Here is a 21649-nt window from a genome sequence, read left to right as displayed (position 1 = left end):
ATGGAACGTTTGCAAAAAGTGATTGCCCATGCCGGCATCACCTCAAGAAGAAAAGCTGAAGGATTGATAACCGAAGGCCGTGTGCGAGTCAATGGACAAGTAATCAAAGAATTAGGGGTCCAAGTCGGTTCAAAAGACGTCGTTGAAGTGGACGGCGTTCCGATCGAACAAGAACAACATGTCTATTATTTGTTCTATAAACCTCGTGGCGTGATCTCAGCTGTAACAGATGATAAAAAACGCAAAGTCGTTTTGGATTATTTTGCTGAAGTCCCTGAACGGGTGTATCCAGTCGGCCGCTTGGACTATGATACCTCCGGTTTGCTGCTACTGACAAATGATGGGGAATTATCACAGACACTGATGCATCCAAAACACGAAGTCGAAAAAGTGTATGTTGCCAAGGTCAAAGGCATTGCGGATAAAAAGCAACTGCTCCCATTGACAAAAGGAATTCGGATCGAAGGGCGTAAGACCGCGCCTGCTCGCTTTGAAATCTTATCGACAGACCAAACGGCACAATCTAGTATTGTGCAATTGACGATCCACGAAGGTCGCAATCATCAAGTCAAAAACATGCTAAAAGCAGTTGGTTTGCCTGTGCAAAAACTAAAACGGGAAAACTATGGTCCGTTAGATTTAAAAGGTCTTCGTCCAGGGGAATACCGAGAGTTGTCGAAGAAAGAAGTCAGCCAGCTGAAAAACAGTGCAAAATAGTTGAAAAGTATCTGAAAACGTAACTATTGTTAATTTTTAGATTTTGTGTATAATAGAACATGTAATAAATAGAATAAAGGTTCGTCTTCAGGGGCAGGGTGCAATTCCCGACCGGTGGTTATAGTCCACGACCTATTTCTTCGGAAATAGCTGAATCGGTGAAATTCCGATACCGACAGTACAGTCTGGATAAAGAAGATAGAGCGTATTTGATTTGCTTATGGCTATTTCGAATGCCCTCTTTTTTCCCTGTGGAAAAAAGAGGGCATTTTTTGTCTGGCGCCGACAAGAAAGCCGAGGAAATTTAATAGGTTCGTTTGAAGAGGAATCCTGAACTTAGGAGGATTTATACTGATGAACAACAAAACAAGAAAAATGGTGACGATCGCCATGTGTGCTGCTATGGGAACAATTTTGCAATTTATCGCTTTTCCAATTTTTCCGGCATTCAGCTTTTTAAAGATCGATTTTAGTGATATTCCCGTGATGATCATGATGTTTTTATTTGGTCCTTGGAGTGGGGTAGTGACTGCCTTCATTCGTTCGGTCCTGCATTTGTTCTTATCTGGTTTTTCACCTGCTGATATGGTGGGAGATACGGCAAGCTTTTTAGCATCATGTGCCTTTACTTTGCCAATGTACTACTTTTTCCGCAAAGGTATCCACACCAAAAACAAAATGGTTGGTGTCATCAGCGGTATCTTGTCGGTAACGATTTTTATGAGTGTGGCGAACCTATTTGTGATCACACCGCTTTATCTACGCTTTTTCGGGGTCACAGCCGATCAATTTTTAGGGATGTCTTTGCCGCAATATGTGGCGATTGGGATTTTACCCTTCAATTTGGTTAAAGGAGCGATCGTCAGTGCCGTCTTTTTAGCACTACATGCCAAACTGCTCCCATGGTTGGCTCGTAAGCAGCCCCATCATTCTGCTATAGGAAAATAAAAAATGAGCCGACTTGCTGTGGCAGACGAAAGGTCTGTTAATGGCAGGTCGACTTTTTTATTTTTCTATAAGGATCGCTCTGGTGGGGCATTTGCGATAAGCAGTTTTGACTTTTTCTTGTTGCTCTTCTATGATAAACTGTTGCCGTGCACTCGGTTCTTGGGCAAATAAAACGATCCCATCTTCATCATAATCGAAGATCTCGGGAGCATAGATCGCACATAGTCCACAAGCAATGCAGCGCTCAGGAACAATTTTACAGCGTTGTGACATTTTTTAGTCCTTTCTGGGAGGAAGATATGGATTCTTTTATTTTAGCGCTGTTTTCTGATACTGACAAGTTGCGTCCATCGACACTTTATCAAATTCTCATTGGTAAGCGCACTAGCTCTGTCTTGAGTTATGCCTTTTTTTATGATCGATTAGGTCTTTTTCAAGCGTTGCCACAGTTGAATGAGAGGGAGTATCAACAGACGATCGCTGACTTGATCCAACAAGGGATGCTAAGTCGAGATTCAGATGGTCTGCTGCTCAAAAGGACCGCTGCAAATTATGAACAGTCAAGAGAAATGTTGTTGCATCATACGGATTATTTTCGGTATGGACGAACGACGGAGGAGGCATGGCGTTTTGTCCGACTGCTGGTTCAAGCAGCTGCATATCAAGGGGTGACGAATCAGTATATTCCTGTTGAGAACACGCCTTTATATACAGAACCTGTGCGTCGAGTGATCCATCAATACCCTGAAATCAAAAAGATCACTCATCGAGAACTTTCGGCAGTTTTTGCCCAACTTCCCGCAGAAGTCGCAGATTTTTTAGCGGGTACCTTATCTGGTCCTGATCTTCTGGGGCAGGCGTTTTTCCAACTTTTGCCAGAATCTGTACAAGGTAAGCCTTGGGACAATCTTTATATAGGAGCTGCGATCCATCAATTTTTAGCCCTGGTCGAAAAAGAGCCGCAGATGGTACTGTTTCAAGGATTATCGCCTTTTCTAAATAGGAATCTGAATCAAAGTATGCTGGAAAGTCGTGCATTGTTCTTGCAAGGAGCTTCTGTTGAGCAGATCATGGAAAAAAGAAGGATCAAACGAGGAACCGTTAATGATCATTTGATTGAGTGGGCACTGCTTGATCCGACATTTCCGTATCAGCGCTTTGATACATCATTGCTGAATAAGCTGCCAGAAACTTCTTGGAGAAACAGCTATCAAGAATTACAGGAGCTTCTTACGACTGATTTTTTGACGATCCGTTTGTTACAGATTGCTCAGAAACGGGGGATTCGATGTTAGAAAACGCACTGAATCAGTACTTTGGCTTCAAAACATTTCGTCAAGGACAAAAAGAAGTCATCGAAAGTGTTTTAGCGCAGCAAGATACGTTAGCGATTTTGCCTACCGGGAATGGCAAAAGTCTCTGTTATCAGCTGCCAGGGTACCTCATAGATGGCATCGTAATCATTATCTCACCGCTTGTTTCTTTAATGGAAGATCAAGTCTATGGCCTACAAAAGCAAGGGGAAAAACGCGCGATTGCGTTTAATAGTCAACTGGACCCTACCGATCGTCACTATGTGATGCAGCATTTATCGCAGTACAAATTTTTGTTCTTAAGTCCAGAAATGATCGTGCAAGAAGCCATTTTGCAGCAACTCGAACGAGCTAAGATCGCTATGCTCGTGGTGGATGAAGCTCATTGTGTTTCCCAATGGGGCATTGATTTTCGACCAGAGTACTTGCAGCTTGGTGAAGTAAAAAAACGTTTGAAGACACCCGTCACATTAGCATTGACGGCTACTGCTACGGCACAAGTCGAAGCAGATATTCGGCAAGTGTTGTTAGCAAAGAATGCCAATGTCTACCGTTATTCGATGAACCGCAGCAATATCGGCTTGTTCGTAGAGAAAACGTCAGACAAAGATGCGGCATTGGCAGACTATCTCAGCCGCTTAGGCGGGGCTGGGATCATCTATTGTTCCACAAGAAGCAAAGTCGAAGAAGTCTATAACAAACTGCGTCAGCGCTATTCGGTAGGCTATTATCATGGTGGTCTAGCGAGCGATCAAAGAAAAACGTTGCAGCAGCAGTTTTCTCAGAATAAACTAAAATTGCTCGTCGCAACCAATGCGTTTGGGATGGGGATCAATAAAGAAGATATTCGTTTTGTGGTCCATTATGACTTGCCTGATTCGCTGGAAAACTACAGTCAGGAAATCGGTCGAGCAGGCCGCGATGGCAAACAAAGCAGTGCGATCTTGCTTTATCAGGAACACGATGAGCAGATTCACTACTTCTTTCAGCGAGAAAACAAAGAAGAACGCCGTGCTTTAGAACGAATGGATCAGGAAAAGATGAAAGGACCTTTGACACCGCTGCAAGAAAAATGGCAGAAGAAGATGAAGGAGTTGGGGGCTGCGTTTTGGCTGGAAACGCTAAAACAAAACGAACAGCAAAAGCAAGAACAATTACAAAAAATGTTGGCTTATATTCATTTTACCGGCTGTCGTCGCCAGTTTTTATTGGCGCACTTTGGGGAAGAAGCATCAGCAAATCCTTATTGTTGCGACAATGACGGGATCGAATTGGCAGTGGAAGAAGAGCTTTTAGAAAAAAAAGTCATCCTTCATTGGCAAGAACGTTTAATAAAAATTTTTAAAGATATAAATTGAATCGTATTTTGCAGGACAGTTTTTATTTACCTATGGTATAATACATCGGAAGGAAACTAGGAGGGAATACGAGTGAGCAAGAAAGACAATGACTACAATTCAGAAAATCAAGAACCGTGGGAACAACCAATCTATGATACAGAATACGATGATTCTGCATCAAGATCCCAACAAAGAAAACAAAAGCGTGGGAATTCACTCTTTTTGACGATCGTTTTAGTTTTGCTTTTCTTGATCGTGGCAATTCCGGTTGGTGCCGGTATTTGGGTATTGAATCATAACAGTGATGCCCCGACCGCAGCAAGTTCAAGCAGTACAGTAGAAAGTACGACAGAATCTTCGACAACCGAGTCATCAACAACGGAATCATCAACTGCTGAATCGACAAGTGAAACGAGTTCGTCATCAAGTGAATCAAGTTCTTCATCAAGCAGTAGCAGTTCTGCACCAGCTTCAACGACGCCATCAAGTAGTAGTGAGCCGGCTCAACAGGAAAACAATGCAGGGCAAGACACTACGCAAAATAATCAAGGGCAAGGAGCGACTGGTACCGAGGAATACACGACGGTGCAAGCAGGTGAAGGTCCTGAACAAGTGGCAGCCCGTACAGGCATCTCAGTTGAAACTCTATATCAATTAAATGGGATTGATCCAAACAACTACATGCTATACCCTGGCGACACATTACGAATTAAATAAAAAACCGCTTTGGCGGTTTTTTTTCTTGGTAGGAAGAAGCCAAGGTGAACGATAAGCAGAAACGATGAAGGAATACACATCGTTGGGAAACGAGGAGTAAGAAAAATGAAAAAAATCAACATCGCTATTGATGGTCCGGCGTCATCTGGGAAAAGTACCGTGGCAAAAATCATCGCCAATGATTTAGGGTTTATTTATACAGATACCGGGGCCATGTACCGCAGCATCACGTATTTGGCCTTAAAAAGCGGCTGTTCATTAGAGGATGAAGCGGCGATCGCTGCTTTGATCGATCAATACCCCATCACTTTTGAACCGACTGAACACGGTCAAGAGGTCTTTGCAGGAGGAGAGCAAGTCACAGAAGCGATCCGTCAGCCAGAAGTAACCAACGCAGTTTCGAAGGTATCGGCATACCCTGCGATCCGCGAAAAACTCGTCCAACAACAGCAGATGATCGCTAAAGATGGCGGTGTCGTGATGGATGGCCGCGATATTGGTACGGCGGTTTTACCACAAGCAGAAGTCAAGATTTTTCTGGTAGCAAGTGTGGAAGAACGGGCGCAGCGCCGTTTCAAAGAAAATCAGCAAAAAGGGATCGGTACCGATTATGAAACTTTAAAAGAAGAGATTCAGCAAAGAGATTACTTGGATTCTCATCGGGAAGTCTCCCCTTTGAAACAAGCAACAGATGCCGTTCGAATTGACACCTCCGGTTTAACAATCGAGCAAGTCGTAGAAGCGATCCAAAAAACGATCCAAGAAAAGATCGACTAGCGAAAACAATGGGTGTTCCCCATTGTTTTTTTATTTTTCCTACGAAAAAGATGAAAGCAAGCAAGAAAACAGACGTGAAAAGACTTTTTCAACGAAAAAACCGTAGTTTTTTAGGAAAATAAGAGAAATCGCTTTATTTTTTTTTCATTCTATTTTAAACTAAAAGATGTAGTGCAATTATTGCAGAATTGTTGGTTAGGAGGACATGAGAGATGACAGAATTTGAAAATAATCAGGTTGAGAGTGGAAATGAATCAATGGAAGCCGCTTTAGACAATTTCCAAGAAGTAAAAGTTGGAGATATCGTTAAAGGCGAGGTATTGGCCATTGAGGATAAACAAGCGATCGTAGGGATCGAAGGCGCCGGTGTCGAAGGCGTTGTTCCTGCAAAAGAATTATCGACTTTACCTGTTGAAGACATCAACGAAGCAGTCAAAGTAGGGGATGTCTTAGAATTAGTTGTGATTTCAGCAATTGGGAAAGACAAAGAAAATGGCAGCTATCTCCTTTCTAAACGTCGCTTAGATGCGAAAAAAGTTTGGGAAGATATCGAAAAAGATTTCCAAGAAGGAAAAATCATCGAAGCACCAGTCACCAACGTCGTTAAAGGCGGATTAGTGGTTGACGTAGGGGTTCGTGGGTTTGTTCCAGCATCAATGGTCGAAGATCATTTTGTTGCGGATTTTGAAGATTACAAAGGGAAAACATTGACCTTTAAAATCGTTGAGATCGAGCCTTCTGAAAACCGCTTGATCCTTTCTCATAAAGCTGTTGTTGAAGCAGAAAAAGCAAAACAAAAAGAAGCTTTACTAGCTGATTTATATGAAGGACAAGAAGTAGAAGGAAAAGTAGCTCGTTTGACTGACTTTGGTGCCTTCGTGGACCTAGGCGGCATCGATGGACTTGTCCATGTCTCTGAAATTTCACATGGGCATGTTGGCAAACCGAGTGACGTTTTGTCTGTGGGAGATACCGTCAACGTCCGTATCTTATCTGTTGATGCAGACAAAGAACGTGTGTCTCTTTCAATCAAAGACACATTGCCTGGCCCTTGGACCAATATTGAAGAGCAAGCGGCTGTTGGCAGTGTCTTAACTGGGACTGTTAAACGTTTGACAAGCTTCGGTGCGTTTGTGGAAGTCTTCCCAGGTGTTGAAGGGCTGATCCATATTTCACAAATCTCCCATAAACACATTGCGACACCACATGAAGTCTTACAAGAAGGCGATGAAGTGCAAGTGAAAGTGCTCGAAGTGAACCCTTCAGAACACCGAATCGCATTAAGTATCAAAGCATTAGAAAAAGCAGAAAATACCAATGAAACACAAGAAGTTTCAGAGGATGATTATCAATTGCCAGAAGAATCAACTGGGTTTACCATGGGTGATATCTTAGGCGATGCCTTAAAAGACAGCGACGAAGAGTAATTGTATGCCATCAGCTTATAACGATTCGATGTTTGAATTTGTTATAAGCTGATTTTTTGTTTGCCGAGAAAGCTTGCAACTTTCCATGGCTTTAGGTAAACTAAGTAAGATTGAATACAAGAAGCAGCGTACAAGGACTGCTTTTTTAAATGGAGGGTAAAAAATGTCAAATCCAACAATAGCGATCGTTGGACGTCCGAATGTGGGGAAATCGACCATTTTCAACCGGATAGCTGGAGAACGAATTTCGATCGTTGAGGATACTCCAGGAGTGACCAGAGATCGTATTTATGCCACTGGTGAATGGCTAGGCCGTGAGTTTAGCGTAATCGATACTGGTGGGATCGATTTAAGTGATGAGCCGTTTATGGATCAAATCAAGCATCAAGCAGAAATCGCCATCGATGAAGCAGATGTCATTGTTTTTATTACGAGTGCTCGTGAAGGAGTAACAGATGCTGACGAGCTTGTGGCTCGTTTGTTATACAAAAGCAACAAACCCGTGATTTTAGCGGTCAACAAAGTTGATAATCCCGAGATGCGCAACGATATCTATGAATTTTATGGTTTAGGTCTGGGCGATCCATACCCAATCTCAGGAAGTCATGGATTAGGGATCGGTGATGTCCTAGATGAAGCAGTCAAACACTTTACCAATGAAGCGGAAGAAGAAGACGATTCCATTATCAAGTTTAGTTTGATCGGTCGACCAAACGTCGGGAAATCCTCCTTGATCAATGCGATTCTTGGAGAAGAGCGAGTAATTGTTTCAGATATCGAAGGAACGACTCGTGATGCGATCGATACCCATTTTACTAGCGAAAGCGGTCAAGAATTTACCATGATCGATACCGCCGGCATGCGTAAAAAAGGGAAGGTCTACGAATCTACTGAAAAATACAGTGTCATGCGAGCAATGCGGGCCATTGAACGTTCAGACGTCGTCTTGATGGTCTTGAACGCCGAAGAAGGAATTCGCGAGCAAGACAAACGGATCGCTGGCTATGCCCATGAAGCAGGCCGTGGAATCATTATCGTTGTCAATAAATGGGATACATTGAAAAAAGAAACGAATACGATGCGTGATTTTGAAGAAGAAATCAGAGATGAATTCCAATATTTGGATTATGCACCAATCATTTTCGTTTCCGCAGTGACGAAACAGCGCTTGAATAAGTTGCCGCAGTTGATCGAAGAAGTCAGCATGAATCAAAACATGCGTATTCCATCTGCGTTGTTGAATGACGTCATTATGGATGCGGTGGCGATCAACCCAACACCAACAGACAAAGGCAAACGTTTGAAGATTTTTTATGCGACGCAAGTGGCTGTCAAACCGCCAACTTTTGTTATTTTTGTCAACGAAGAAGAACTGATGCATTTCTCTTATGCGCGTTTCTTAGAAAATCAAATCCGCAAGGCATTCACTTTTGAAGGAACGCCGATTCGGATCATTCCACGCAGAAGAAAATAGAGATTTTATCATACTTTGTTTCTTTTTACAAAGAAATCTGTCCTTTTCTAGAAAAATGGGAAAAAACCAAAAAAAAACCCCCTAAAAACGTTAAAATCCTTGATATTACAAGGTTCTTATGATAACGTTATATCAGAATATTGATGGTAATCAATATTTGACAAAAACCTTGGACCACTCAAGATTTTTGTTGATGCATGACATCAAAAAAAATATCAGGAGGTGAAACCATCCATGGCAAATAAAGCAGAATTAATCGAAAAAGTTGCAGCAGCTACTGACTTAACTAAGAAAGACGCAACTGCAGCAGTAGACGCTGTATTCTCAACAATTCAAGACGCTTTAGCTAACGGTGAAAAAGTTCAATTGATCGGCTTTGGTAACTTTGAAGTTCGTTCTCGTGCAGAACGCAAAGGACGCAACCCACAAACTGGTGAAGAAATCAAGATCCCTGCTAGCAAAGTACCTGCATTCAAACCAGGTAAAGCTCTTAAAGACGCAGTGAAATAATTGAGTCTTGTAGAAACCCTTGAGTAATCAAGGGTTTTTTCTTTTGTCTAACTAGGAACTGCCACTATGCAGGCGGATCGAATGGGAAAAGAAACGGTTATTATTGTCAGAAAATTCAAAAATATTTTTTGTTTTTCTTTTGGTCTAAAAAAAACAAGGGTTGCTGGCACACTTTAATTCTCAAGCAAGAATAAAGGTGATTTAAAAGTCATTCTTATCAAAAGAAGCAAGCGATTAAATGACATCTGATGTGAGAAAGGGTTCCTTGGAATTGTCATTATTGAAAAAAAATTCAGAAAATTCGTTGACAAGTGATTTTGCAAAGGGTATATTGGTAAACAATTACAAGAACGTTACTATTTCTAATGAAGGAGCCATTTTCTATGCGTAATTTTAATCAATATTTATTAGTCATTATTATTGATACCAGGACTTAGAACACGGAAGCAAAAATTATCCGTTTGTTTGAGTCCTATTTGCGTAAGTAAAATGGGATTCTGGCAAAGCATCCCAGTTTTTTATAACCGGGATGCTTTTTTTTATTCCAAAATGCAGGAGATGATGAGTGTGAGAAGTGATCAAATTAAAAAAGGGATCGATGCAGCGCCAGCTAGGAGTCTGCTCTATGCCACAGGACAAGTTAAAAATATCCATGATATGAACAAGCCATTTATTGCGATATGTAATTCCTATATCGATATCGTGCCTGGGCATGTGCATTTACGGGAGTTAGCAGATATCGCAAAAGAAGCGATTCGTGAAGCTGGCGGCATCCCTTTCGAGTTCAATACAATCGGCGTAGATGATGGCATTGCGATGGGACATATCGGTATGCGATATTCGCTACCTAGCCGAGAATTGATCGCTGATTCTGCAGAAACCGTCATCAATGCCCACTGGTTTGACGGCGTATTTTATATCCCAAATTGTGACAAGATCACTCCTGGCATGATCTTAGCAGCCATGCGGACCAACGTACCAGGAATTTTTTGTTCCGGCGGTCCTATGAAAGCCGGCATTGATCCTCGGGGACATCAAATAACCTTATCTTCCATGTTTGAAGCCGTTGGGACGTACAAGACGGGTAATATGACAAAAGAAGATTTTGAGTTTATGGAACAAAATGCCTGTCCGACTTGCGGCTCCTGCGCAGGGATGTTTACTGCCAATTCGATGAATTGCCTCTTAGAAATCTTAGGATTGGCAATGCCAGGCAATGGTACGATCCTCGCCGTGTCTGAAGAACGACGAGAACTAGTTAGACAAGCCGCCTTTAAGTTGATGGATCTTGTTGAAAAACAAGTGAAACCTCGAGACATCGTGACCAAAGAAGCTATCGATGATGCCTTCGCTTTAGACATGGCGATGGGGGGTTCCACCAACACAGTGCTGCATACCTTAGCGATCGCCAATGAAGCAGAGATCGATTATGACTTAAGACGGGTCAATGAAATCGCTAAAAGAGTGCCTTATCTCTCAAAAATCGCGCCATCATCAGCCTATTCGATGCATGATGTCCATGAAGCCGGTGGGGTTTCAGCAATCATTCGGGAGCTATGTGATATCGAAGGAGCGATTCATCCCGATCGACCGACTGTTACCGGTAAGACGTTACGAGAAAATGTCGCTGAAGCGAAGATCCACAACGAAGAAGTCATCCATCCGAAAGAAAACCCGTATAGTCCAGTTGGCGGTCTATCGATCTTGTACGGAAACATCGCCCCAGAAGGCAGTGTCATCAAAGTTGGCGGGGTCGATCCAAGTGTCCAAGTGTTCAAAGGGAAAGCGATCTGTTTTGATTCTCATGATGAAGCAGTCGCAGCAATCGACAATCATACCGTACAAAAAGGACATGTTGTAGTGATCCGCTATGAAGGCCCGAAAGGGGGGCCGGGAATGCCGGAAATGCTGGCGCCTACCTCAAGTATCGTTGGTCGTGGGTTAGGCAAAGATGTCGCCTTGATTACAGACGGCCGCTTTTCAGGAGCGACGCGGGGGATCGCAGTTGGACATATTTCTCCGGAAGCTGCAGCCGGTGGTCCATTAGGACTAGTCAACGATGGCGATGAGATCATTATTGATTTGCCAAATCGAACGCTAAATCTGCAAGTTTCAGAAGAAGAGCTTGCCAAGCGTGCGCAAGAACGACCGAAGTTTCGTTCAAAAGTAAAAAAAGGATGGCTTGCACGTTATACCGCTTTAGTGACCTCTGCGAATACGGGCGGGATTATGCGAGTACCTGATGAGGAGGAGTAGCAATGGAAAACATCGACTATCAAGCATCGCATCTAAGGACTGGCGCGCAAGTGTTAGTGGACAGCTTGCAAGAGCAAGGCGTCGAAATGATCTTTGGCTACCCGGGTGGCGCCGTCTTACCGTTATATGACCAATTATATGATGCCGCGATTCCGAATATTTTGACGCGTCACGAGCAAGGCGCAATCCACGCCGCTGAAGGCTATGCCAAAGCTACTGGCCATGTTGGGGTCGTTTTAGTGACAAGTGGTCCAGGTGCTACGAATGTCGTCACGGGCATTGCCGATGCTATGAGCGATTCCGTACCGTTGGTGGTTATCACGGGGCAAGTGGCCGTACCAGGAATTGGCAAAGACGCTTTTCAAGAAGCGGATATTCTAGGTATCACGTTGCCGATCACGAAACACAATTACCAAGTCCGTTGTGTGGATGACTTACCTAAAGTGATCGCTGAAGCCTTTCACATCGCTTCAACTGGGCGTAAGGGACCTGTTGTGATCGACCTTCCGAAAGATATTACATTGCAAGAAACCGCTGAAACCTGCTCATTGCCGATCACAAGGAAAAGTTATCAACCGAATGCAGAGCCTTCCCGTCTGCAAATTGAAAAATTGATGCACGTTTTAGAAAAAGCACAGCGACCAGTGGTACTGGCTGGTGCAGGCGTGATCGCGGCTGAAGCTGCGGCTGAATTAAATGCATTTATTGCCAAGTACAAGTTGCCGACAGTCACAACGTTGCTCGGCTTAGGCTTACTGCCAAATGATCATCAATTTTTCTTGGGCATGGGCGGTATGCATGGAACGTATGCGGCGAACATGGCTTTATCAGAAGCCGATTTGATTATCAATATCGGCTCTCGCTTCGATGATCGCTTAGCGACTGCCGGCAGTCAGTTCGGCAAGCAGGCCATCGTTGCTCATATCGACATCGACCCGGTGGAGATTGGCAAGATTGTAGAGACAAAGATCCCAATCGTCGGCGATGCCAAGGCTGCTTTGCAACAGATGCTACGGTATCCGCCAACTAGAGGAACGTGGTCTGCCTGGTCGGATCTATGCCAAACACGAAAGACGGAAAAACCTTATCGCTATGATCGCACTCAAGCACAAGAAATCAAACCGCAAAAAGTCATCGAAGAAGTAGGGCGTTTGACCAAAGGAGAGGCTTACGTCATCACCGATGTTGGGCAGCATCAAATGTGGGTCGCGCAGTATTATCCGTTTCGCTTTCCTAAGCAGTTGATCACCAGTGGCGGACTAGGCACGATGGGCTATGGTATCCCTGCGGGAATTGGCGTCCAATTTGCTCATCCAGAAAAAATGGTCGTGGTGTTTGTTGGCGATGGCGGGTTCCAAATGACAAACCAGGAATTTGCTATTTTGAATGAGTATGGCTTGAATGTCAAATTTGTTTTGTTGAATAATCGTTCGTTAGGAATGGTCCGCCAATGGCAAGAAACATTTCATGGCAAACGACGCTCTGCCTCTGTTTTTGCACAGCAACCTGATTTTGTTAAACTAGCACAAGCTTATGGCATCGAAGGCTGTCGGATCGATGAACCCACTCAGCTTTCTGCTATGCTAGCGGAAGCTTTTGCACATACGGGGCCGCAACTGATCGAAGTAATGGTCTCGCCCTCAGAGCATGTGTTGCCGATGATCCCACCGGGGAAAGCCAATCATGAAATGATGGGGGTCTAAGGGGATGAAACGGGTATTAGCAGCAATCGTCCATAATGAAGCAGGTGTTTTGAGCCGCATCACGAGTGTCTTAAACCGCCGGCAGGTCAATATCGAGAGTATTTCTGTCGGCACAACGGAACGGCCAGAGTTTTCACGAATGACGATCATTGTCAACGTGAACGATTTGGCAGAAACAGAACAAGTGACCAAGCATTTAAATAAACAAATAGATGTCTTGAAGGTTTCTGATATTACAGAAGTTCCTCATATCGAACGAGAGCTGGTGCTGATCAAAGTCAATGCACCAACCACTAGCCGCTCGGAGATCCAAGCAGTGATTGATCCGTTTCGAGCGCACATTGTCGATGTCGCACTGAAAACGATCGTTGTGCAAGTTGCCGGTGATACGAAAAAGGTAGAAGCATGCATCGAAGTTTTGCGTCCCTACGGGATCAAACAGTTGGCACGAACGGGTGTCACTGGCTTTACAAGAGGGTAAGTGCAATTTTGAATTGCTTAAAATAAAGAAAGAATTCGGAGGAAACAAGTATGGTAAAAGTATATTACAACGAGGAAGTTACAGATAATCTAGGAGACAAGAAGATTGCGATCGTCGGCTACGGCTCTCAAGGGCACGCTCATGCGCAAAATTTACGGGACACAGGCCATGAAGTCTTTATCGGCATTCGTGAAGGAAAGTCAGCAGAAGCTGCAAGAAACGACGGATTTGAAGTCTTTCCAGTAGCCGAAGCCACTCAAAAAGCGGACGTAGTCATGATCTTGGCACCCGATGAGATCCAAGGATCGTTGTATAAAAATGAGATCGAACCGAATCTTTCTGCCGGCAATGCATTAGCATTTGCGCATGGTTTTAATATTCATTTTGATGTGATCGCGCCGCCAGAAGAGGTGGATGTGTTCCTAGTTGCGCCTAAAGGACCGGGCCACTTGGTGCGTCGAACCTTTACCGAAGGGTTTGCGGTGCCAGCCTTGTTTGCAGTCTATCAAGATGCGACTGGCAACGCACAAGCGACAGCTTTATCTTATGCAAAAGGCATTGGTGCCACACGGGTCGGCGTTTTGGAAACGACCTTTAAAGAAGAGACCGAGACCGATCTTTTCGGGGAACAAGCCGTACTTTGTGGCGGTTTGACCAGCATGATCGAAGCGGGCTTTGAAACATTGGTAGAAGCCGGGTACCAACCGGAATTGGCGTATTTTGAAGTTTGTCATGAATTGAAACTGATCGTTGACTTGATTTATGAAGGAGGATTCAAAAAAATGCGCCATTCGATCTCGAATACGGCAGAGTATGGCGACTACGTTTCCGGTGCTCGGGTGATCACCGCACAAGCCAAAGAAAACATGAAAGCCGTATTGACAGATATCCAAAATGGTCAATTCGCGAAAGGATTCATTGAAGACAATCAAAATGGCTTCCCTGAATTCTATAAAATGCGTGAAGAAAACAGCAACCATCAAATTGAAAAAGTCGGCAGCGAGTTACGGAAAATGATGCCGTTTGTTGCGAAAGATTAGAGGTGGCGCGTTTGTTGGTGACAGTTTCTGCAATCGAACAAGCATATGAACGACTGCGGGGAGCAGTTAGTCATACACCGCTGCAGTATGATCGCTTTTTATCTGAAAAATACCAAGCGACGGTTTTGTTGAAGCGAGAGGACTTGCAAAAAGTCCGCTCCTTCAAATTACGAGGTGCCTACTATGCGATCACCCAAGCAGATCCTGTGCAGACCAGTCGTGGCGTCGTCTGTGCCAGTGCCGGAAATCATGCCCAAGGCGTTGCTTATACCTGCCAAGAACAGCAGATCCATGCGGTCATTTTCATGCCAACAACGACGCCGCAACAAAAAGTCGCGCAAGTTCTCTTTTTCGGCGGCGACTACGTCAAAATCGAATTGGTGGGAGATACCTTTGATGCGGCGGCGCAGGCTGCCAAACAATTTGCAAAAGAAAAGCAAATGGCTTTCATTGCTCCTTTTGATGATCCCAATATTATCGCAGGACAAGGAACAGTAGCCGTGGAAATGTTGGCGGATGCTGAAAAAAAACAAGTATCGATCGATTTGGTGGTGGCAGCCATTGGTGGCGGTGGTTTGATCAGCGGGACCGCAGCCTATTTGAAAGAAAAGCAGCCAAATATAAAAGTTGTTGGAGCAGAACCTGTAGGGGCCGCCTCGATGCAAGCAGCCTTTGATCACCAAGGACCGGTGGCTTTAGAGCATATTGAAACCTTTGTCGATGGTGCGGCAGTCAAACAAGTCGGAGCTCAGACCTATGCCCATGCCAAACGCTATGTGGATCAATTGGTAACGGTGGAAGAAGGTGGAATCTGCCAAACGATTCTAGAATTATACAGCAAACAAGCGATCGTCGCTGAACCAGCTGGTGCCTTGAGCGTGGCAGCTCTGGATGAGATCAAAGAGCAAATCAAAGGCAAGACGGTCGTCTGTATTGTGAGTGGTGGTAACAATGATAGTTCCCGCATGGCAGAGATCGAAGAGAAATCACTGATTTATCAAGGATTGAAACATTATTTTATCGTCAATTTCCCACAACGTCCCGGTGCGTTGAAGGAATTTGTTAGCCATGTATTAGGGCCTGATGATGATATCACGAGGTTTGAATATACGAAAAAAATCAATCGTGGAACAGGACCAGTAATGCTGGGAATCTTGTTGAAACAAAAAAACGATCTACCCGCATTACTGTCACGAATTGAACAGTTTGATCAAGGCTACATCAACCTTCAGCAAAATCAATCACTTTACTCGCTTTTGGTTTAGAAAAAAACATGGTTTCCTTTGTAATACAGGAAACCATGTTTTTTGCTTTTTGGCATAGAATCATGGGACAAATCGGCGAAAATACTTCCTAATGGTTAGCGATTTAGTAGGTGTTTCAACGGCTTCTTGCTATAATAGTAAGTAGTAGCAACAAAGGAGTGAGCCGATGGAAGCTGTTTTTTACAGAAATGAGCAAGAAACCCAGATTTCTTACGGGGAAACATTGGCATCGGTCATGAAAGGACAGTCGATCGAGCCGCAGCAGGTGATCATTTTGACGAATCAGCGTTATTATGACCGCTTTTCAGAAAAAGTAACCCGCCTGTTTTTGCCGCGCGAGGTCAATTGGTATATTTGTACCAACCAAATGTATTGCAACAACTTTAGTGAATTTAAGGCCGCGATGGATTTCTTCGGTCGCTTTTCAAAGCAAGAGTCCTTGTTGATCGTCGGGTTTGGGAATGAAGGTGTATTGGCACTGAGCAGTTTTATCCATGCGACTTCGGTCCTATCGACACAGCTTTGGTTGATTCCTGTTTCCTTGCGGGCCTTAGCCAAAAGTGTCAAAGAAACAGCGATCGTTGTGAAAAAGCCAGATATCCCGATGCTGGAAAATCCTAATGCACCACAATTTGTTATTTTCGATCAGACGATTGCCGAAAAGCAAATCGATGGGAAACTTGTCGACTTTTTGACCCTGATCCGTGGTGGCGTGCTTGCCGATAGCGATTTTTTAAAGGAACTTTATCGAACGTACCCCAGTCATCAGGCATTGATGAGACACTCGTTGGCAGCTTATACCAATCAGCTGATCCAATTGTATCAGCAGTCGGGACGCGAATTAGAGGAGTTTGGGCAACTCTTTGCCGATGCTGCTTATCAAACAGAAAATGGTCACTTGCTGTCTGATGCGATGAAATTGTTCTTTGGCTTTTTGTTTCATTTTATTTGGACAGTCCAGCAGCAGCAGTTGACTGTCGATCTGCCAGTATTTTGCCAATGGCTTGCACGATTAGGCTTTCCTATCGAATTGCCCGAGTCTTTTTCCTTAAGCGAATATTTCAGCCGTGTACTAGAATTGCAGCAAAAAGAAAAAAAACTGTTATTTTTGGCAAAAGTTGGTACAATAGGGGGCAGAACGGAAATCGAGGAGAAAGATCTTGTCCAAACGATGGAGACTTATCAGCGATTAATCAATGAGATTCGAGGGGTCTAAATGGAAACTTATAGTGAAAAAATGTTAAAAGCACTAGCCGCAGAAGAGTTGGCTGAAGCACAATTGAATTTTACCGAAGCACTGCAAAAAGATGATGATGAAACACTTGGCGCTTTAGGCGATGAATTACTGCAGATCGGTTTTTTAGAAGAGGCGAAAACGTTATTTGAAACCTTGCAGCAGCGGCATCCTGAAAATGAAGCTTTGCTGCTTCCTTTAGCGGAAATTGCGATGGAAGAAGACCAGATTGAAACAGCCTTCACCTATATCGATCAAATACCACCAACGAGTGAAGCTTATCTGCAAGCCTTGTTATTGAGTGCGGATCTCTATCAACTGATCGGTATTCCGGAAGTCAGCGAAGCCAAATTAAAAGAAGCGCAAAGCCTTGTGCCAGAGGAACCCTTGATTCGTTTTGCCTTAGCTGAGTTAGCTTTTTCAACGGATCGCTATCAAGAAGCTGTTGACCTTTATCAAGGATTGCTGGAAGAAGATATTACGGATATTTCGGGGATTTCGATCGTTGAACGGACCGGAACGTCATTGAGTATGGCAGGTAAGTTTGAAGAGGCGTTGGAATATTTTGAAGCAAGCTTAGAAGACGAACAGACGGACGAGCGTCTCTTTCAAACGGCTTTAGTCTATTTGCAGCTGAAGGAAAATGAACAAGCGATTCGCTACTTGCAGCAGTTGCGGGTCATGAATCCCCAATACCGGGCCTTGTATCTTTATTTGGCTGAAGCATTGCAAGAAGAAGAACAGCTGGAAGAAGCGCAACGTGTGATCGAAGAAGGGATTCATGAAGATCCATATCAAGTGGATTTCTATCATTTTGCTGCCGAGAATGCTTACCGACTTCATGACAGTGAAGCAGCCGAGTCATTTTTACTTAAAGCACTGGAAACTGGTGAAAAAGAAGAGGATACATTACTGACTTTAAGTAATTTATATTTGAATGAAGCGCGTTGGCAAGAAGCGATTTTGGCGATCGAGCGAATGGAAGACAATGAACAGCCTCACGCTTTATGGAATCTAGCGCAAGCCTTCAATGCGTTAGAAGATTTTGACAAAGCAGCAAAATATTACGAAGAAGCCAATGCTGATTTGCACCATGAACCGGCGTTTATGAAGGAATACGGCATTTTCTTACGTGAAGAAGGGCGTTTACCTGAAGCTCTTCATTTGCTACAACATTATTTGGCACACGAACCAGGTGATTTAGAAGTACAGTCGATCGTGGAGGACTTATTAGAAAGATAGGTGAGAGAAATGAACATCAATGTACAAGAAAAGAAAAAGTTTCTTAATTGGTTAGTTTCGACCGTTTCCTTCAGCCGCCGAGAAGTCTCTTGGGTGTTAAACTATCTGGCGAACCATGAAGCGATCTTGGCCAATGTTCATTTTGTAGAAGGGGCAGCCGCAGCCAAACGGGGCTTAAGTGTCCGCAGTACGGAAGTTGGAGGCGAACCCTTTGTCTTGAGTATCGAAGGACAGACCTTTTATGACATTGATCAGATTTTTCACGAGATTCGCATGAATTGGAAACAACCCTTGTATCTTGAATGTCTCTTTCCAGATTCTTGGTCGCAATCCTTTTATTTAGCAGTTTTAGAAGACAATCCTTATGAACGTTGGAACGACCACTTGGATCAAGAAATGACCCAACATGTTACCCAGTACCTTGAAAAAGAAGAAGCAAAAACCAAAATTGATACCTTGTATCGGCAGATCGATCTAGCATTGGAAAATGGGGATCGTGATGCCTTCTTGGAACTTTCCGATGAAGTAAATCGGCACTTGCTCCAACAAAAAGAAGAAAGCCGCTGACAAATAAAAAAGCAGTCCTTTAACCGGGACTGCTTTTTTAGTCTTTATTTTGTTTTAGAGACCGCTGCTTTGCGCTGTAAGAACCGTGACTTAGGTCTTAAGTAGGTAAAGCCTTCGCCTTCGACTTCATGGACATTGATGACAGAAACAAACGCTTGCGGATCAAAGTCATGAACAATGCGCTTGACTTCAGAAATCTCCCGTCCGCTGACCACCATATAAATGATTTGTTTCGATACTCTTGAGTAAGCCCCTTCGCCCTGTAAAAACGTGACACCGCGTTCCAATTCATCCATTAAAACAGGAGCTATCTCTTCGCTATGATTGCTGATCACTAAAATCCCTTTGGCTGAATAGCCGCCGTCTAAGATCGAATCGATCACACGAGTGAAGACATAAGAAAAAATCAAGGTATACATCATGCGGTTCAAATCTATATAGGTCAAAGAAAGCAACAGGACGAACACATCAAAGATCAAAAGCGACCGCCCGATCGTCACCCCAAAGTTTTTCTCTAAAATGCGCGCCAGTACATCGACGCCACCTGTTGTTCCACCGACTTTGTAGACGATCCCACTACCGATCCCTGCAATCAAACCAGCCAAGAGTGCGACGATCAGTAGATCATGCTGTAGATCGATCAACAGGGGAACACTCTGCCAAAATGCCAACCAAAAAGACAAACCAAAGGTTCCTAAAATCGTATACACTAATGAGCGTCGACCAAGAATTTTGCCACCGATCAAAATGATCGGAATATTTAAGATCAATGTACTAATGGCAGGATTGATTCCCCATAAGGCTCGCAGGATCAAGGTGATCCCTGTCACACCGCCTTCTGCTAAGTCATTTGGGATATTTAAATAGACTAGACCGAAGCCATAAATACTCGTACCGAAAATAATCAAAACAATGTCGCGAATCGTTCGCCATGAAAAAAATGCCCGCATCCTGTTTCCTCCGTTATTCAACTTCCACAAGTATCAATGTAGCACGAAATCATTGAATGTACAACAAATCCTGAGGGGGCTCTATCTAGGCAGGCAGCCATTCTTTTGGTAAGATAAACGAGAAAGGGTGAAGAAGATGACAGATAAACGTTCCTTGGCATCGATGCAAGAAGAAGTCGACGCCTATATTCAACAATTTAAAACTGGCTATTTCAGCCCCCTCGCCCAAATGGCTCGTTTGACTGAAGAAGTTGGCGAATTGGCGCGAGAAGTAAATCACTATTACGGGGAAAAAAATAAAAAAAGCGATGAAGTTGAAAAGACCGTGGCAGAAGAACTGGGCGATGTACTCTTTGTGACGATGATCATGGCCAATTCACTAGACATCGACCTGACTGAAGTGTTTGAGGAAAATATGGCAAAATTCAATCAGCGGGATGCGTATCGTTTTGAAAGAAAAGATGGGAAAGTACATGAAGCTGACTAAACTACCAAAAGAATTTGCAGAAGCTGCGCCACTCCTAAAAAAAATCGAAGCCGCGGGCTATGAAGCATACTTTGTTGGCGGCAGCGTGCGGGATACGATTTTAGGCCAGCCGATCCATGATGTCGATATTGCTACCAGTGCGTTTCCAGCCGAAATCAAGGCGCTTTTTCCTCGAACCATTGACATTGGTATCGAGCATGGGACGGTGCTGGTCTTGTGGGAACAGGCGCAATATGAGATTACCACCTTTCGAACCGAAGCCGCCTATCAGGATTATCGCAGACCTGACAAAGTTGATTTTGTCCGTTCCTTGAAAGAAGATCTAAAGCGGCGGGATTTTACCATCAATGCATTGGCACTTCAAGAAGATGGGGTCATCATTGATCTTTTCGATGGTCTGGCAGATATCGACAATCAGATTTTACGAGCAGTGGGTCACCCGCAGGAACGTTTCCATGAGGATGCCCTACGAATGATGCGGGGGCTGCGTTTTGTCAGTCAATTGGGCTTTGTTTTAGAAACAGAAACATTGGCTGCTATCCATGCGAATCATGCCTTGTTGGGGAAAATCTCTGTTGAACGGATCATGATTGAATTCGTGAAATTGCTGTTAGGCAATCATCGGAACCAAGCACTACGAGCACTAGTAGAAACCGAATGCTATATCTATTGCCCAGGCTTACGGGAATACGGTGAGGCGTTACTGCGGATGGCAGACCTGCCAGCGATCCCATTAGAAAACGAAACGACGGCTTGGGTATTGCTCATTGACCAAATCGGTTTAGCTCCTGAGGCAGTCCGCAGCTTTTTAAAAGCTTGGAAATGTTCGAATGACTGCATCCGCCAAGTACAAACGGTCTATCAAGCACTGCTAATGCGTCGAAACGGCGAATGGAACGATCTGCTGTTGTATCAGTTCGGTTTAGAAGCAACCTGTTTAGCTGAAGGATTATTGCGTTATGACAAGCTGCCCAATGATCCTGCAAAAATCAGTCAGCGCTATCAGCAGCTACCGATCCATTCACTGAAGGAGCTGGCGATCAATGGACGTGATTTACTGCAGACAGTTGATCGTTCTTCTGGTCCGTGGCTCAAAGAAGTCTTGGCCGCTGCCGAAGGTGCAGTCATCACACGAAAAATCCCTAATGAAAAAGAAGCACTATTGGCGTTTGCCCAAGCATATTTAGCGAAGGAGGGATAA

Annotated in this window: 21 protein-coding genes and 1 riboswitch; of the genes, 19 read left to right on the top strand and 2 right to left on the bottom strand. The window is 43.9% G+C overall.

Going from position 1 to position 21649, the window contains the following annotated elements; translation table 11 throughout:
• Positions 1 to 717, top strand: coding sequence for a pseudouridine synthase (locus IGI88_RS01310; RefSeq protein WP_034872188.1), 717 nt, complete (start codon positions 1 to 3; stop codon positions 715 to 717).
• A 79-nt stretch (positions 718 to 796) separates the two neighbouring features.
• A riboswitch (FMN riboswitch) is annotated at positions 797 to 921 on the top strand.
• 150 nt (positions 922 to 1071) lie between these two features.
• The gene (locus IGI88_RS01305) at positions 1072 to 1665 is read left to right on the top strand and encodes an ECF transporter S component (protein WP_016613081.1); all 594 of its coding nucleotides are present in this window, start codon (positions 1072 to 1074) and stop codon (positions 1663 to 1665) included.
• A 57-nt stretch (positions 1666 to 1722) separates the two neighbouring features.
• On the opposite strand, the gene IGI88_RS01300 is transcribed toward IGI88_RS01305, so the two are convergent.
• Entirely contained in the window at positions 1723 to 1938 is a 216-nt protein-coding gene (locus tag IGI88_RS01300; protein ID WP_005237096.1) for a ferredoxin, read from the bottom strand.
• A 26-nt stretch (positions 1939 to 1964) separates the two neighbouring features.
• On the opposite strand from IGI88_RS01300, the gene IGI88_RS01295 reads away from it, so the two are divergent.
• The 15 genes from IGI88_RS01295 to IGI88_RS01225 all read left to right on the top strand — a co-directional run bounded on the left by IGI88_RS01295 (position 1965) and on the right by IGI88_RS01225 (position 19011).
• Positions 1965 to 2960 carry a helix-turn-helix domain-containing protein gene (locus IGI88_RS01295; protein WP_429960119.1) on the top strand — a complete coding sequence of 332 codons (996 nt, stop codon included), beginning with the start codon at positions 1965 to 1967 and terminating at the stop codon, positions 2958 to 2960.
• Complete coding sequence (locus tag IGI88_RS01290; RefSeq protein ID WP_429960118.1) at positions 2954 to 4336, top strand: RecQ family ATP-dependent DNA helicase; 1383 nt, start codon at positions 2954 to 2956, stop codon at positions 4334 to 4336. Before IGI88_RS01295 ends, IGI88_RS01290 begins: the two co-directional genes overlap by 7 nt.
• Before the next feature lie 72 nt (positions 4337 to 4408).
• Positions 4409 to 5035 (top strand): SAG1386/EF1546 family surface-associated protein, encoded by a 627-nt coding sequence (locus IGI88_RS01285; protein WP_144330347.1) that lies wholly within the window; start codon positions 4409 to 4411, stop codon positions 5033 to 5035.
• A gap of 105 nt (positions 5036 to 5140) precedes the next feature.
• A complete protein-coding gene (gene cmk / locus IGI88_RS01280) occupies positions 5141 to 5812 on the top strand; it encodes a (d)CMP kinase (RefSeq protein ID WP_144330348.1) in 672 nt (223 codons plus the stop codon).
• A 212-nt stretch (positions 5813 to 6024) separates the two neighbouring features.
• Positions 6025 to 7239: a 30S ribosomal protein S1 gene (gene rpsA, locus IGI88_RS01275; RefSeq protein WP_005229333.1), complete on the top strand. Its 1215-nt coding sequence runs from the start codon at positions 6025 to 6027 to the stop codon at positions 7237 to 7239.
• A gap of 163 nt (positions 7240 to 7402) precedes the next feature.
• Complete coding sequence (gene der / locus IGI88_RS01270) at positions 7403 to 8713, top strand: ribosome biogenesis GTPase Der (RefSeq protein ID WP_005237082.1); 1311 nt, start codon at positions 7403 to 7405, stop codon at positions 8711 to 8713.
• Between the two features lie 234 nt (positions 8714 to 8947).
• Positions 8948 to 9223 carry an HU family DNA-binding protein gene (locus IGI88_RS01265; protein ID WP_003126821.1) on the top strand — a complete coding sequence of 92 codons (276 nt, stop codon included), beginning with the start codon at positions 8948 to 8950 and terminating at the stop codon, positions 9221 to 9223.
• A 567-nt stretch (positions 9224 to 9790) separates the two neighbouring features.
• Positions 9791 to 11479 (top strand): dihydroxy-acid dehydratase, encoded by a 1689-nt coding sequence (gene ilvD / locus IGI88_RS01260; RefSeq protein ID WP_008381045.1) that lies wholly within the window; start codon positions 9791 to 9793, stop codon positions 11477 to 11479.
• A 2-nt stretch (positions 11480 to 11481) separates the two neighbouring features.
• Positions 11482 to 13182, top strand: a complete 1701-nt coding sequence (gene ilvB / locus IGI88_RS01255; protein ID WP_016621017.1) for a biosynthetic-type acetolactate synthase large subunit — start codon at positions 11482 to 11484, stop codon at positions 13180 to 13182.
• Positions 13183 to 13186: 4 nt separating this feature from the next.
• The gene (gene ilvN / locus IGI88_RS01250; RefSeq protein ID WP_005229349.1) at positions 13187 to 13663 is read left to right on the top strand and encodes an acetolactate synthase small subunit; all 477 of its coding nucleotides are present in this window, start codon (positions 13187 to 13189) and stop codon (positions 13661 to 13663) included.
• 50 nt (positions 13664 to 13713) lie between these two features.
• The gene (gene ilvC, locus IGI88_RS01245; RefSeq protein ID WP_005237076.1) at positions 13714 to 14703 is read left to right on the top strand and encodes a ketol-acid reductoisomerase; all 990 of its coding nucleotides are present in this window, start codon (positions 13714 to 13716) and stop codon (positions 14701 to 14703) included.
• 11 nt (positions 14704 to 14714) lie between these two features.
• Entirely contained in the window at positions 14715 to 15968 is a 1254-nt protein-coding gene (ilvA, locus tag IGI88_RS01240) for a threonine ammonia-lyase IlvA (RefSeq protein ID WP_061053909.1), read from the top strand.
• Positions 15969 to 16134: 166 nt separating this feature from the next.
• Positions 16135 to 17184: a hypothetical protein gene (locus IGI88_RS01235; protein WP_008381049.1), complete on the top strand. Its 1050-nt coding sequence runs from the start codon at positions 16135 to 16137 to the stop codon at positions 17182 to 17184.
• Positions 17185 to 18444 (top strand): tetratricopeptide repeat protein, encoded by a 1260-nt coding sequence (locus IGI88_RS01230; protein ID WP_061053910.1) that lies wholly within the window; start codon positions 17185 to 17187, stop codon positions 18442 to 18444. It abuts the gene before it with no gap.
• Between the two features lie 9 nt (positions 18445 to 18453).
• Positions 18454 to 19011 (top strand): YpiB family protein, encoded by a 558-nt coding sequence (locus tag IGI88_RS01225; RefSeq protein ID WP_008381051.1) that lies wholly within the window; start codon positions 18454 to 18456, stop codon positions 19009 to 19011.
• A gap of 44 nt (positions 19012 to 19055) precedes the next feature.
• On the opposite strand, the gene IGI88_RS01220 is transcribed toward IGI88_RS01225, so the two are convergent.
• Positions 19056 to 19961 (bottom strand): YitT family protein, encoded by a 906-nt coding sequence (locus tag IGI88_RS01220; RefSeq protein WP_005237068.1) that lies wholly within the window; start codon positions 19959 to 19961, stop codon positions 19056 to 19058.
• A gap of 136 nt (positions 19962 to 20097) precedes the next feature.
• Between IGI88_RS01220 and IGI88_RS01215 the strand changes: the two genes are divergently transcribed.
• Positions 20098 to 20448: a nucleotide pyrophosphohydrolase gene (locus IGI88_RS01215; RefSeq protein WP_008381054.1), complete on the top strand. Its 351-nt coding sequence runs from the start codon at positions 20098 to 20100 to the stop codon at positions 20446 to 20448.
• Positions 20435 to 21649 (top strand): CCA tRNA nucleotidyltransferase, encoded by a 1215-nt coding sequence (locus IGI88_RS01210; protein ID WP_429947492.1) that lies wholly within the window; start codon positions 20435 to 20437, stop codon positions 21647 to 21649. The genes IGI88_RS01215 and IGI88_RS01210 overlap by 14 nt, the downstream gene beginning before the upstream one ends.

Source organism: Enterococcus sp. AZ179 (assembly GCF_050498885.1).
Lineage (GTDB): Bacteria > Bacillota > Bacilli > Lactobacillales > Enterococcaceae > Enterococcus_D > Enterococcus_D entomosocium.
The sequence above is the reverse complement of the archived record's forward strand: the minus strand, read 5'-3'. Positions and strand labels throughout refer to the sequence as shown.

What these genes read in the sequence shown, in the direction of transcription:
- IGI88_RS01310 (WP_034872188.1), top strand. Translation starts at nt 1, where the DNA reads ATGGAACGTTTGCAAAAAGTGATTGCCCATGCCGGCATCACCTCAAGA.
- IGI88_RS01305 (WP_016613081.1), top strand. Translation starts at nt 1,072, where the DNA reads ATGAACAACAAAACAAGAAAAATGGTGACGATCGCCATGTGTGCTGCT.
- IGI88_RS01300 (WP_005237096.1), bottom strand. Translation starts at nt 1,938, where the DNA reads ATGTCACAACGCTGTAAAATTGTTCCTGAGCGCTGCATTGCTTGTGGA.
- IGI88_RS01295 (WP_429960119.1), top strand. Translation starts at nt 1,965, where the DNA reads ATGGATTCTTTTATTTTAGCGCTGTTTTCTGATACTGACAAGTTGCGT.
- IGI88_RS01290 (WP_429960118.1), top strand. Translation starts at nt 2,954, where the DNA reads ATGTTAGAAAACGCACTGAATCAGTACTTTGGCTTCAAAACATTTCGT.
- cmk (WP_144330348.1), top strand. Translation starts at nt 5,141, where the DNA reads ATGAAAAAAATCAACATCGCTATTGATGGTCCGGCGTCATCTGGGAAA.
- rpsA (WP_005229333.1), top strand. Translation starts at nt 6,025, where the DNA reads ATGACAGAATTTGAAAATAATCAGGTTGAGAGTGGAAATGAATCAATG.
- der (WP_005237082.1), top strand. Translation starts at nt 7,403, where the DNA reads ATGTCAAATCCAACAATAGCGATCGTTGGACGTCCGAATGTGGGGAAA.
- IGI88_RS01265 (WP_003126821.1), top strand. Translation starts at nt 8,948, where the DNA reads ATGGCAAATAAAGCAGAATTAATCGAAAAAGTTGCAGCAGCTACTGAC.
- ilvB (WP_016621017.1), top strand. Translation starts at nt 11,482, where the DNA reads ATGGAAAACATCGACTATCAAGCATCGCATCTAAGGACTGGCGCGCAA.
- ilvN (WP_005229349.1), top strand. Translation starts at nt 13,187, where the DNA reads ATGAAACGGGTATTAGCAGCAATCGTCCATAATGAAGCAGGTGTTTTG.
- ilvC (WP_005237076.1), top strand. Translation starts at nt 13,714, where the DNA reads ATGGTAAAAGTATATTACAACGAGGAAGTTACAGATAATCTAGGAGAC.
- IGI88_RS01235 (WP_008381049.1), top strand. Translation starts at nt 16,135, where the DNA reads ATGGAAGCTGTTTTTTACAGAAATGAGCAAGAAACCCAGATTTCTTAC.
- IGI88_RS01230 (WP_061053910.1), top strand. Translation starts at nt 17,185, where the DNA reads ATGGAAACTTATAGTGAAAAAATGTTAAAAGCACTAGCCGCAGAAGAG.
- IGI88_RS01225 (WP_008381051.1), top strand. Translation starts at nt 18,454, where the DNA reads ATGAACATCAATGTACAAGAAAAGAAAAAGTTTCTTAATTGGTTAGTT.
- IGI88_RS01220 (WP_005237068.1), bottom strand. Translation starts at nt 19,961, where the DNA reads ATGCGGGCATTTTTTTCATGGCGAACGATTCGCGACATTGTTTTGATT.
- IGI88_RS01215 (WP_008381054.1), top strand. Translation starts at nt 20,098, where the DNA reads ATGACAGATAAACGTTCCTTGGCATCGATGCAAGAAGAAGTCGACGCC.
- IGI88_RS01210 (WP_429947492.1), top strand. Translation starts at nt 20,435, where the DNA reads ATGAAGCTGACTAAACTACCAAAAGAATTTGCAGAAGCTGCGCCACTC.